The 11,739-nt window shown below is 70.7% G+C and carries 14 protein-coding genes and 1 pseudogene; 13 read left to right on the top strand and 2 right to left on the bottom strand.

The window, feature by feature from the left end; translation table 11 throughout:
• Both FLV34_RS26375 and ffh read left to right on the top strand, forming a co-directional pair.
• Positions 1-252 (top strand): annotated as a pseudogene (locus tag FLV34_RS26375) (ATP/GTP-binding protein); the annotation flags it as partial.
• A 127-nt stretch (positions 253-379) separates the two neighbouring features.
• Positions 380-1,927 (top strand): signal recognition particle protein, encoded by a 1,548-nt coding sequence (gene ffh / locus FLV34_RS26370; protein ID WP_142650445.1) that lies wholly within the window; start codon positions 380-382, stop codon positions 1,925-1,927.
• Between the two features lie 280 nt (positions 1,928-2,207).
• On the opposite strand, the gene FLV34_RS26365 is transcribed toward ffh, so the two are convergent.
• Entirely contained in the window at positions 2,208-2,909 is a 702-nt protein-coding gene (locus tag FLV34_RS26365; RefSeq protein WP_142650446.1) for a DUF4232 domain-containing protein, read from the bottom strand.
• Between the two features lie 265 nt (positions 2,910-3,174).
• Here FLV34_RS26365 and rpsP point away from each other — a divergent pair, with 265 nt between their 5' ends.
• The 10 genes from rpsP to FLV34_RS26315 all read left to right on the top strand — a co-directional run bounded on the left by rpsP (position 3,175) and on the right by FLV34_RS26315 (position 9,836).
• Positions 3,175-3,630: a 30S ribosomal protein S16 gene (gene rpsP / locus FLV34_RS26360; protein WP_142650447.1), complete on the top strand. Its 456-nt coding sequence runs from the start codon at positions 3,175-3,177 to the stop codon at positions 3,628-3,630.
• Position 3,631: 1 nt separating this feature from the next.
• On the top strand, positions 3,632-3,874 hold the full coding sequence (locus FLV34_RS26355) for an RNA-binding protein (RefSeq protein WP_030511730.1): 243 nt from the start codon (positions 3,632-3,634) through the stop codon (positions 3,872-3,874).
• Between the two features lie 135 nt (positions 3,875-4,009).
• Positions 4,010-4,525 (top strand): ribosome maturation factor RimM, encoded by a 516-nt coding sequence (gene rimM, locus FLV34_RS26350; RefSeq protein WP_142650448.1) that lies wholly within the window; start codon positions 4,010-4,012, stop codon positions 4,523-4,525.
• A gap of 10 nt (positions 4,526-4,535) precedes the next feature.
• Positions 4,536-5,405 (top strand): tRNA (guanosine(37)-N1)-methyltransferase TrmD, encoded by an 870-nt coding sequence (gene trmD, locus FLV34_RS26345; RefSeq protein ID WP_142650449.1) that lies wholly within the window; start codon positions 4,536-4,538, stop codon positions 5,403-5,405.
• Between the two features lie 153 nt (positions 5,406-5,558).
• The gene (rplS, locus tag FLV34_RS26340) at positions 5,559-5,924 is read left to right on the top strand and encodes a 50S ribosomal protein L19 (protein ID WP_030511727.1); all 366 of its coding nucleotides are present in this window, start codon (positions 5,559-5,561) and stop codon (positions 5,922-5,924) included.
• Between the two features lie 108 nt (positions 5,925-6,032).
• The gene (lepB, locus tag FLV34_RS26335) at positions 6,033-6,887 is read left to right on the top strand and encodes a signal peptidase I (protein WP_142650450.1); all 855 of its coding nucleotides are present in this window, start codon (positions 6,033-6,035) and stop codon (positions 6,885-6,887) included.
• A 20-nt stretch (positions 6,888-6,907) separates the two neighbouring features.
• Positions 6,908-7,639, top strand: coding sequence for a signal peptidase I (lepB, locus tag FLV34_RS26330; RefSeq protein WP_147944358.1), 732 nt, complete (start codon positions 6,908-6,910; stop codon positions 7,637-7,639).
• A 78-nt stretch (positions 7,640-7,717) separates the two neighbouring features.
• Positions 7,718-8,443, top strand: a complete 726-nt coding sequence (locus FLV34_RS26325; protein WP_142650452.1) for a ribonuclease HII — start codon at positions 7,718-7,720, stop codon at positions 8,441-8,443.
• Positions 8,444-8,497: 54 nt separating this feature from the next.
• Complete coding sequence (locus FLV34_RS26320; RefSeq protein WP_036327164.1) at positions 8,498-8,821, top strand: DUF2469 domain-containing protein; 324 nt, start codon at positions 8,498-8,500, stop codon at positions 8,819-8,821.
• Positions 8,822-9,395: 574 nt separating this feature from the next.
• Positions 9,396-9,836, top strand: coding sequence for a M23 family metallopeptidase (locus FLV34_RS26315; RefSeq protein ID WP_240971895.1), 441 nt, complete (start codon positions 9,396-9,398; stop codon positions 9,834-9,836).
• Positions 9,837-10,139: 303 nt separating this feature from the next.
• Here the strand turns inward: FLV34_RS26315 and FLV34_RS26310 are convergent, their stop codons facing one another.
• Complete coding sequence (locus FLV34_RS26310) at positions 10,140-11,060, bottom strand: tyrosine recombinase XerC (protein WP_260617436.1); 921 nt, start codon at positions 11,058-11,060, stop codon at positions 10,140-10,142.
• Between the two features lie 325 nt (positions 11,061-11,385).
• Between FLV34_RS26310 and FLV34_RS26305 the strand changes: the two genes are divergently transcribed.
• Positions 11,386-11,739 carry a YraN family protein gene (locus FLV34_RS26305; protein ID WP_142650453.1) on the top strand — a complete coding sequence of 118 codons (354 nt, stop codon included), beginning with the start codon at positions 11,386-11,388 and terminating at the stop codon, positions 11,737-11,739.

The following is an 11,739-nucleotide window of genomic DNA, read 5'->3' as shown; positions in this document are numbered from 1 at the left end:
GACACGCGGCGGTTGGCGGACAGTTTCCCGGCGGTGGACTACTTCGAGGAGGCGCGTCTGCCGTTCGTCGTGGGCGTGAACGGCTTCGACGGGCAGTACACCCACGGGGAGGAGGAACTGCGCGAAGCCCTCACGTTGTCACCCCAGGTTCCGATCGTCCGCACTGACGCCCGTGACCGCGAATCGGTCAAGAGCACCCTCATCACGCTGGTCGAACACGCGCTGTCATCCCATGTGAGCGCGTTCCGGTGAGACCCGGAAACGGGCCGGACCGGCGATCTCGCCCCGGCGGCACGGGCGTGAAGGGCGCGCGGGCGGATAGTCTGGGGAGACTGATGGTTCACCGACCCGTCCACTCGCTTCGAGGCTGGCCAAACACGTGTTCGAGACGCTTTCCGACCGGCTGACTTCGGTCTTCTCCTCCCTACGGTCCAAAGGCAGGCTTTCCGACGCCGACATCGACGCGACCTGCCGCGAGATCCGCATCGCGCTGCTCGAGGCGGACGTCGCGCTGCCGGTCGTGAAGGATTTCGTGGCCCGGGTCAAGGAGCGGGCCCGCGGCGCCGAGGTCTCCCAGGCGCTCAACCCCGCGCAGCAGGTCGTGAAGATCGTCAACGACGAGCTCATCGAGGTGCTGGGCGGCGAGACGCGGCGGCTGCGCTACGCCAAGACCCCACCGACCGTGATCATGCTGGCCGGTCTCCAGGGCTCCGGCAAGACGACCCTGGCCGGCAAGCTCGCCAAGTGGCTGCGCGACCAGGGGCACGCTCCCCTGCTCGTCGCCTGTGACCTCCAGCGGCCCAACGCGGTGCAGCAGCTCGCCGTCATGGCCGAGCGGGCCGGTGTCGCTGTGTACGCCCCCGAGCCGGGCAACGGCGTGGGCGACCCGGTCGCGGTGGCGCGGCAGTCGGTGGACCACGCACGCCGCCAGCAGCACGACGTGGTCATCGTCGACACCGCCGGCCGCCTCGGCATCGACCAGGAGCTGATGAAGCAGGCCGCCGACATCCGCGACGCGGTCACGCCGGACGAGGTCCTGTTCGTCCTCGACGCGATGATCGGTCAGGACGCGGTCAGCACGGCCAGCGCGTTCATGGACGGCGTCGGCTTCGACGGCGTGGTGCTGACCAAGCTCGACGGCGACGCCCGGGGTGGCGCCGCCCTTTCGGTGCGGCACGTCACCGGCCGGCCGATCATGTTCGCCAGCACCGGTGAGAAGCTCGAGGACTTCGACGCCTTCCACCCCGACCGCATGGCGGGCCGGATCCTCGACATGGGTGACATCCTCACCCTGATCGAGCAGGCGCAGAAGACGTTCGACGAGCAGGAAGCCGCCAAGATGGCGGGCAAGCTCGTCTCCGGCGACGGCTTCACGCTGGAGGACTTCCTCGAGCAGATGATGATGGTGCGCCGCATGGGGCCCATCAAGAACCTGCTCGGCATGATGCCCGGCATGGGGCAGATGCGCGACCAGCTCAACCAGGTCGACGACCGCGACCTCGACCGCATCGCGGCGATCATCCGTTCCATGACGCCCGGCGAGCGCCAGGACCCGAAGATCATCAACGGCTCGCGCCGGGCGCGCATCGCCAAGGGCTCGGGCGTCACGGTCACCGAGGTGAACAACCTGGTGGTCCGCTTCTTCGAGGCGCAGAAGATGATGAAGCGGATGACCCAGGGCATGGGCATCCCGGGCATGCCCGGCGGCCGCAAGCAGAAGGCGCAGAAGCCCAAGAAGGGCCGTCGTGTCAGCGGCGACCCGCGCAAGGCCGCGCTCGGCAAGGCCGGTGCGAACGCGTCGTCCTCGGACGCCCCGAAGCTGCCCAAGGGCCTGCTCGGCAACCTCGGCGGCGGCCAGCTGCCCCCCGGTCTGGAACTGCCGCCCGGCTTCGACCCGTCGAAGCTGAAGCTGCCCGGCCAGAACTGACCCGCCCGCCCGCCGGTTTCCCGGCGGGCCGCGGCGCGGTCAGGGCTCGTGTGCGGCCTCCTCGCTGTTCACGGGGTGTCCGCGGAGGTTCGCGTGCGGCGTCCACAGCGGTGGGGTCCGGAGAGGCCGCGCGGCGTTCACAGGAATGACGCGGCGTCCGCGGAGGTTCGCGTGCGGCGTCCACAGCGGTGGCGTCCGGAGAGGCCGCGCGGCGTTCACAGGGGTGACGCGGCGTCCGCGGCGGCTCGCCCTGCTTTGTGCCGGGGCCGCTGTCGTCGTGTCAGAGGCTCGTGCCCGGGGCCATCGGCCTGGCGTCGATCCTGCCGTCGTCGCACACCGTCGCCTTGAACGGGACCTCCAGGTGCGCCACCTCGTCCGGCGGGATGATCATCAGCCGGGCCGAGGATGGGCAGCGGGTCTCGTGCCCGGTCGGCACCACGGTCCAGTGGAGCCGGGCGTGGGCGCTCGCCCCGGGACGCAGCGTGACCCGGTGCGGGGTGACGCTCTCGCGGCGGGTGCGCGTACGCAGCGCGTCCCCCCGGCCGTCGATCAGGACGAGCCCGACGAAGCCGTACACCCAGCAGGTCTTGCCCGACGTGTTGGTCAGCACGAGCGGGGCGTAGCGGTTGCCCGCCCCCGCGTCCTGCCGGCCCACACGGGCCCGCAAACCGGTCGTACGGCACCGCGCGGGGGCGGCGCCCGTGGTCCGTGCGGCCGTGGTCCGTGTGGCCGGGGTCCGTGTGCCGGCGCTTTGCGCCGCGGAGCCGTACCGGGCGGACATGGCGCTCGCGGCGGTGGCCCGGCCCGCGTCCGCGGCGGCCGCCGTTGTCGTGTGCTGGGTCGTGGTGGTGGTCGTGGTGGTGGTCGTGGCCCTGGCAGGGGGAGCGGCGGCGGCCGAGGGCGTCGTGCCCGTGCCGCAGCCGGCGGCCAGCAGGGCGAGGGCCGCCGCTCCGGCCGTGAGGGTGGTGTTCGTGATTCGCATGACCATTGGACGGCGTGTGCACGCGATCAGTTCGCGGGCCCGTTCCGGAGGCATGGGCACATCCGTGCCGAAATCAGGGCGGCGATGGAACCGTCCTTTGCGGAGCATGGGGAATCATCTGGCAGAATGTCAGGCTGGAACATCGTGGCCAGGCGGGTGCCCTCTCACCCCCGCCGGTCGCGCCTGTCCCTCGGGCGGGCTCCCATCGTGCCCCACTCGATGAGACACCGCTCACCCACGCTCTAATGCAGGAGAGACCACACCCGTGGCAGTCAAGATCAAGCTCAAGCGGCTCGGCATGATCCGCAACCCGCAGTACCGCATCGTCGTCGCCGACGCCCGGAGCAAGCGGGACGGCCGTGCCATCGAGGAGATCGGCCTCTACCACCCGAAGGAGAACCCCTCGCGCATCGAGGTGAACTCCGAGCGGGTGCAGTACTGGCTGGGCGTCGGCGCGCAGCCGACCGACCCGGTCCTGAAGATCTTCAAGCTGACCGGCGACTGGCAGAAGTTCAAGGGCGAGCCCGCCCCCGCCACGCCGCTCCTGGTCGCCGAGCCCAAGCCGGACCGGCACGCGGCGTACGAGGCCGCCGCCAAGGAGTCGCTCTCGGGTGACACCGGCGCCGCCGCCACCACGCCGAAGAAGGCCAGGAAGACCGTGAAGGCCGAAGAGACCGCCGAGGCCCCGGCCGCGGAGGAGAAGCCGGAAGGCGAGGCCTGAGGTGCTCGAGGAGGCCCTCGAGCACCTGGTCAAGGGCATCGTCGAACATCCGGATGATGTCCGGGTCCGCGCGCGGCGCATCCGCACCGGGCGCGTTCTCGAGGTCCGGGTGCACCCCGACGACCTCGGCAAGGTCATCGGCCGTGGCGGCCGTACGGCGAAGGCGTTGCGCACCGTGCTCAACGCGTTGTCGAACGGCAAGTACGTGCGGATCGACCTGGTCGACCTGGAAGAGGCGCGCTGAGCCGAACGACGCGTCCGGGGGGCCCCGCATCGGGGTCCCCCGGCGTGTTTTCCGGGTTCGAACCGGTCCGTCCCGGGCGGTTCGCAGTGACAGACGTGGCAGTCGCGTGGAAGCGGTAGCGGAGGTAGGCGACAAGTGCAGCTAGTCGTGGGCAGGATCGGCCGCCCGCACGGCGTGCGGGGCGAGGTCACGGTCGAGGTGCGCACCGACGAGCCCGACCTGCGCTTCGCTCCGGGTGCGACGCTGGCCACCGACCCGGCCTCGGCCGGTCCGCTGACGGTGGAGCGGGCCCGGTGGCACAAGGGCATCCTGCTGCTGACCCTGGCCGGAGTGGAGGGCAGGGACGCCGCGGAGGCGCTGCGCGGCACGCTGCTCGTCGTGGACTCCGCGGACCTGCCGCCGATCGAGGACCCCGACGAGTTCCACGACCACGAGCTGATCGGCCTGACGGTGGTCACCACCGAGGGGGAACGGGTCGGCGAGGTCAGCGACGTCCTCCACCACGGACAGGACCTGCTGGTGGTGGCCCGTCCCTCCCGCGACGAGGCGTACGTGCCGTTCGTCAAGGCGCTCGTGCCCGAGATCGACCTCGGCAAGGGGATCCTCGTCGTCGACGCACCGCCCGGCCTGCTCGACGTCGAGGCCGAGTAGGGGGCCGCCGATGCGCGTCGACATCATCTCGATCTTCCCCGAGTATTTCGCCCCGCTCGACGTCTCCCTCATGGGCAAGGCCCGCGAGCGCGGCATCCTCGACATCCATCTCCACCAGCTCCGCGACTGGACGCACGACGTCCACAAGACCGTGGACGACACGCCGTACGGCGGCGGCCCCGGCATGGTGATGAAGCCGGAGGTCTGGGGCGAGGCCGTCGACGCGGTGATCGACGGCGGACGCGCCGCCCTCGGGGCGGACGCGCTGCCCCGGCTGATCGTCCCCACACCGAGCGGCCGGCCGTTCACCCAGGAAGTGGCGCTGGAGTACGCCGGGGAGCCGTGGCTGCTGTTCGCCCCGGCGCGCTACGAGGGCATCGACTCCCGTGTCGTCGCCGAGTACGGCGAGCGGCTGCGCGCCGACGAGGTGAGCATCGGCGACTACGTCTTAGCCGGGGGAGAGGCGGCCGTCCTGGTGATGGTCGAGGCCGTGGGGAGGCTGCTGCCGGGCGTCCTCGGCAACGCGCGCTCCGTCGCCGACGACTCCTTCGCCCCGGGGGCCATGGCCAACCTGCTGGAAGGCCCCGTCTACACCAAGCCGCCCGTGTGGCGGGGGCACGAGGTGCCCGAGGTCCTGCTGTCGGGACACCACGGCAGGATCGCCCGCTGGCGGCGCGACGAGGCGCTGCGCCGTACGCTGGACCGCAGGCCGGAACTGGTCGCCCGGCTCGACCGTGACGGCCTCGACAAGCACGACCGGCGCGTCATCGAGGAGTTCGAGGAACGCCTTGATGAGCGCCGTTCGGCCGCCTCCCAAAGCGCGTCTCCCACCGGAGTTCGCACCGCGTTTCGCGCGGAGCCGGAAGATATGGCAGACTGAATCGCTGCTGCCTACTTCTGCATGGTCGGGTGCGCCCGGCCGAACACGGCAGACAAGACGTATCAAGCCAAGCACGCGTGTCCCCCTCGTCGCCGCGCCCTCGGGCCGGCCGGGTGGACCTCCGCGTGCCCATGTCAATGAGGAACCGCCGCCATGCACACGCAGATCCAGGAGATCGAGAAGGCTGCCCTTCGCAGCGACGTACCGGCCTTCCGCCCGGGTGACACGCTGGAGGTCCACGTCCGCGTCGTCGAGGGCAACCGGTCCCGCATCCAGGTGTTCAAGGGCTTCGTCCTGCGCCGCCAGGGCGGTGGCATCCGTGAGACGTTCACGGTCCGCAAGGTCAGCTACGGCGTCGGCGTCGAGCGCACCTTCCCGGTTCACAGCCCCGTGATCGAGAAGATCACCGTCGTGACCCGCGGTGACGTCCGCCGGGCCAAGCTGTACTACATGCGTGACCTGCGCGGAAAGGCCGCCCGCATCCGCGAGAAGCGCGAGGCGCAGCCGGCCGCCAAGTAAGGCTTTGGAGATCGTGGTCCGCGCCCCAGGCGCGGGCCACTTTCTTTTTGCCGGTGATGCGGTGTCCCCGGCGCCCGCCGTCGCGGACATCATCTAGGCTCAGCAGCGATGACTAGCGAGGGACAGGGGCCGGGCACGCGCAGCCCTGCCGAGGACGGGGTGGACGTGGTCGCCGAAGACGTCAAGCAGAACGCCGAGGACGGGAAGAAGAAAGGCTCGTTCTGGCGGGAGTTGCCCGTCCTGATCGTGGTCGCCCTCGCCCTTGCCCTGCTGATCAAGTCTTTCGTGGTCCAGGCGTTCTACATCCCGTCCGAGTCGATGGAGGACACGCTCCTCATCAACGACCGGGTGCTGGTGAACAAGCTGGTCTACCACGTACGCGACATCGAGCGCGGCGACATCGTGGTGTTCTCCGGTGTGGACTCCTGGGACCCCGAGGTGAAGCTCGAAGAGCCGTCCAACCCCATCTCGGCCGCGCTTCGCTGGCTCGGCACCGCGTTCGGCGTCGTGCCGGGGGAGAAGGACTACATCAAGCGGGTCATCGGCGTTCCGGGCGACAAGGTCAAGTGCTGCGACGCGCAGGGCCGGGTCACGGTGAACGGCGTGCCGCTGAACGAGAAGTCGTACCTCTATCCCGGCGACGAGCCGTCCGGGCGCGAGTTCGAGGTCACCGTCCCGCCGGACCGCCTGTGGGTGATGGGCGACCACCGCTCGGTGTCCTGGGACTCCCGCTTGCACATGGGCGACCCGGGCGGCGGCACCATTCCGGCCGACAAGGTGATCGGCCGCGCGTTCGTCATCGTCTGGCCGTTCAACCGGGCCAAGATCCTGCCGATTCCGGAGACGTTCGCGCAGCCGGCGCTCCAGGTGGCCCTCGGGTCCGCGCCGTTCGTCGCGGGCTTCGCGGGAGCCGTGCCGCTGGTGGCCCTGCGCCGCCGGCTGGTGAGGCGACGTAGGACGTGACAGAGCCGGAGGAACCAGCCGTGGGAGAGTCCGACGAGAGTCGCTTAGACACCGCGGAGCCGGCCGGGTCCGCGGACCGCGCCCCGGAAGAGCCGGCGAAACCGAAGGAATCGGCGGAGCCGGCGGCGACGGGCGGGGCGGAGGAGAACGAGGGGGCCGCCGCGGGGAAGAAGGACCGGGCCGCGAAGAAGAAGCGCTCCGGCCTTCTCGAGACCCTCGCGTACGTGCTCGGCGGGGTCGTCGTCGCCCTGCTGGTGCACACCTTCCTGCTGCAGTCGTTCTGGATCCCGTCGGAGTCGATGCAGAACACGCTCCTGGTCAACGACTACGTGGTGGTCAACAAGCTCGCGTACAAGTTCGGGCCGGTGGAGCGCGGCGACATCGTGGTCTTCAAGGGATGGAACGGCGAGGACACGATCAAGCGGGTGATCGGGGTGGGCGGCGACCACGTGAAGTGCTGCGACGCCAAGCAGCGCATCACCGTGAACGGGACGCCGCTGGACGAGGACAAGTACCTCTATCCCGGGGCCAAGCCCTCCGACCGTGAGTTCGACATAACGGTCCCCAAGGGGCGGCTGTGGCTGATGGGCGACCACCGGAACAACTCGGCGGACTCGCGCTTCTACACCGACGACGGGCACCAGGGCACGATCTCCGAAGACGATGTCACCGGGCGGGCGTTCCTGCGCTACTGGCCGCTGAACCGGATCTCGATCCTCTCCCGGCCCGGCACTTTCTCCGCCGTACGCTGATCTCACCTGCGGCTTTGCCGTCGGTGGTGGTTTCGGCCGTATCGCCGGTCCCGAATGGGGCGTAATCTGCTTGTCGTCATGACAGCTGCCTATCGCCCGCGCCCGAGCGTCGTACGACGGGACTCCGGACTCTACGGCTATGAGCGGGCCCTGGCCCGGCGGGGGTTCACGCCGGTCGCCGGGGTGGACGAGGCCGGTCGCGGCGCCTGCGCCGGGCCGCTGGTCGTCGCCGCGGTCGTGCTGGGGCGGGAGATCGACGGGCTGAGCGACTCCAAGCTCCTGACCGAGGCCGTGCGCGAGCGCCTCTACGAGCGGATCACGGCGACCGCCCGGGCCGTGAGCGTGGTCGTGATCCCACCGGAGGAGATCGACTCGCGCGGCCTGCACAAGTGCAACATCGCGGGGATGCGGCGGGCCGTGGCCGGGCTGGGGATCGATCCCGGCTACGTCCTCGTGGACGGCTTCCCGGTGGCGGGGCTGCCCGCGCCGTCGCTGGCGGTGTGGAAGGGCGACCAGGTCGCCGCGTGCGTGGCGGCGGCCTCGATCGTGGCGAAGGTGACGAGGGACCGGCTGATGCACGGTCTCGACGAGGTTTATCCGCAGTACGGCTTCGCCCTGCACAAGGGCTACGTGACGCCCGGACATCGGCGGGCGCTGGCGCGGCATGGGCCGTGCCCTCACCATCGGTTCTCGTTCGTGACGGTGGCCAGGGTGACTCGTGGGACAAGGATCCCGGCCGGGGGCCTGTGGACGGGGCAGGATGAGGACATGCGCGAGAATGAGGTTAAGACCGGTGTCGTCTGAACAGGTCGGCCTCGACGGTGGGTTCCCGACGGGGAGTGGAAGAGGAGGACCGGGATGAGCGCGGAAGATCTCGAAAAGTACGAGACCGAGATGGAGCTGCAGCTCTACCGGGAGTACCGCGATGTGGTCGGCCTGTTCACGTACGTGGTCGAGACCGAGCGGCGCTTCTATCTCACCAACTCCGTCGATCTCGACGTCCGCACCGCGGAGAACGGCGATGTCTTCTTCGACGTGAAGATGCAGGACGCCTGGGTCTGGGACATGTATCGCCCGGCCCGCTTCGTGAAGAACGTGCGGGTGGTGACCTTCAAGGACGTCAACATCGAGGAACTGGCCAAGCCCGACCTCGAGATGCCCAAGGAGGGCTTCTCGAGCTGATCGTGCGCGGTCTGTCCACAGAACGACGTTCGGCCGCTCGGCGTGAGCTTCAGGGGTGCATCGTCGTGGCATGCGTCTCGTCGCGTACGTGCTCGTCCTGGCGCTGCTGACCGCGGCTTCCGATCGGTTGTCCGGCGCCGTCCGGCCCGTAGCCGCCAAAGGCTCCCCGGAACCGTCCACGGGGCCGTACGCGGTCGCGTCGGCGAGTGCGCCCCCGCCCACGGATCCGCTGCCGGCCGGGGCGCCCAGGTCTGCGGACGCATCGCCGAGGAGGGCATCGCGATCCGCGGGCGCTGGAACGGCCGGACCGGCTCGATCCAACGGGCCGGCAGGCGGATCGCCGGACCAGGCCCAGGCCGACGTGCCGCTGTGGACGACCCTCTCTGCTTCTGCCGGGAGGGCCCGCCCTGGTTCCGGCGGGACGGCCCGCTCTGGGGTGGCCGTCCGACCTGCTGGGGCCGCGCAACCGGTGGGGGCGGTCGCGCCGGACGTGCTGGGGTCGATGGGGCCGCCAGGGGTGGCCGTCCGCTCTTCTGGGGCCGGGCGGCCGGTGGGGACGGTTCCGCCGGACCCGATGGGGCCTCCTGGGGAGGCGTCCGGCTGGCGCTGGCCGCTTTCCGGGCCCGCACGTCCGACGAGGCGCTTCGATCCGCCCCCGCAGCGGTGGCTGGCCGGTCACCGTGGTGTGGACCTGGCCGCGCGGCCCGGAGACAAGGTCGTGGCCGCCGGACCGGGAATCGTCGGTCTGGCGGAGCGGGTCGCAGGCCGCGGGGTCGTGACGATCTCGCACTCCGACGGCCTGCGGACCACCTATCTGCCCGTCCGAGCCTTGGTCAGGCCTGGTGAGGCCGTCACGGCAGGTCAGGTCATCGGCGTCGTCGAGGAGAACGCCGCCGCTCACTGCACTGCTCCCTGCCTGCACTGGGGGCTCCTGCGCGGCCGTCTCTACCTGGACCCGCTCCTGCTGTTCGGCCGGGGGCAGGTCCGTCTCCTGCCCCGCTGGCCCGTCGGCTGAGCAGCCCGCCGGGCGTCGCGACGACGCGGGGCTCGTAACTCGGGCCGGGCAGGTCCGTCTCCTGCCCCGCTGGCCGCCCGGCTGAGTCCGCTGGGCGTCGCGATGAGGGGAAGCCCGTAACAACCCGGGGCGGAGCAGGTCCGTCTCCTGCCTCGCCGACTGAGCAGCCCGCCGGGCGTCGCGACGACCGGGAGGCCCGTGGCAGCCCGGGCCGGGGGCGCGTGATCGAGTGCTGTGCCCAGGCGCGCTGCTCAAGGGCTGTGCTCGGGCACTGTGCTTGGGTGCTGTGCTTGGGTGCTGTGCTCAGGCGCGGGGATGGGCCTGGCGATAGGCGGTCCGCAGCCGCTCGATGGACACGTGCGTGTAGATCTGTGTGGTGGCCAGGGATGCGTGCCCGAGCATCTCCTGCACGGATCGCAGGTCGGCCCCGCCTTCGAGGAGGTGGGTGGCGGCGGTGTGGCGCAGCCCGTGCGGGCCCATGTCGGGGGCTCCCTCGACCTGGGCCAGGTGGGCGTGCACGACACGCCGGACGGTGCCCTGGTCGATCCGGCCTCCTCGGACGCCGAGGAAGAGCGCGGGGCCGCTACCTTCGCGAATCCACAGGGGCCTGCCCCGCACGCACCACGCGTCCAGGGCGTGCAGGGCGGGCAACCCGAAGGGCACGGTCCGCTCCTTGCGTCCCTTGCCCAGCACGCGGACCGTCCGGCGGTCCCGGTCCACGTCGTCCACGTCGAGGCCGCACAACTCGCTCACCCGCATGCCGGTCGCGTACAGCAGCTCCAGCATCGCCCGATCGCGCAGGTCCCTGGCGTCGCCCAGCCCCTGCGTGGACAGGACGGCCTCGGCCTCGGCCTGGTCCAGCACCTTCGGCAGCCGGCGTTCGGCCTTCGCCGTGCCGAGGAGCAGCCCGGGGTCGCTCGCCAGCCATCCCCGCCGATGGCAGAACGCGGTGAAGACCCGGGCGCAGGCCGACCGGCGGGCCAGCGTCGCCCTCGACCGTCCGGCCTGGTGCTGGTCTCCCAGCCAGTCGCGCAGGACGACGACGTCAAGAGCGGACACGTCGGCGTGCCCGGCGGCCTTCATGTGCGCGAACAGCGAGGAAACGTCGCCGAGATAGGCCCTGAGCGTGTGCGGCGACAGGTCCCGTTCGAGCCGCAGATGCCGTTCGAACTGATCGAGGACGACGTCGAACTCCCCGGCTCCCCGCTCTTCGCCCGCTCCCACGATCCGCATGCTATCCACCGGCCTCCTGCCGCTATGCGGTATGAGTCCGGTACGTAGGCCAGACCGGCGTGCGCGGCGCCCGCGTGCCGGTGGGGTTGGTGCCCGCGAGTCGGCACGCGCCGCTCCGCCCGGCCGTCGAGGAGCCTCGCTGGGAGTTCGGCTGGTGTCAGGCCGCGGCAGCAGGGTCCGCACCCCCCACCGGGCCCACCTGCGATTTCTTCCGTTCTTCCACAGCCACGATCGCGAGGCGGCTTATCCACAGAACGAGGTTCGGTGGCTTGGGCCGGGGGCCGCTTCGGCGAATGTCTGCGGCGGAGGTGGTCCCATGGCGGCGAAAGATCGGCTGGGCAGACAGGGTGAACAACTCGCCGTGACCTTTCTGACGGCGAAGGGCATGCGCATACTCGACCGCAACTGGCGCTGCGCGGAGGGCGAGATCGACATCGTCGCCCGTGACGGCGACGCGCTGGTGATCGTGGAGGTGAAGACCCGCTCCGGGCGAAGCCATGGCACCGCCTTCGAGGCGGTGACCGCTGAGAAGCTGCAGCGCCTCCGGACGCTGGCCGTCAAATGGCTGACCATGCACACGGAGCGTTTCGACACCATACGGGTCGACGTGATCGCGATCGAACGGTTCGCGGGCGACTTCTCGCTCAGGCACGAACGCGGGGTGGTCTGA

Source organism: Microbispora sp. CSR-4, assembly GCF_008033685.1.
GTDB lineage: Bacteria > Actinomycetota > Actinomycetes > Streptosporangiales > Streptosporangiaceae > Microbispora.
The sequence above is the reverse complement of the archived record's forward strand: the minus strand, read 5'-3'. Positions and strand labels throughout refer to the sequence as shown.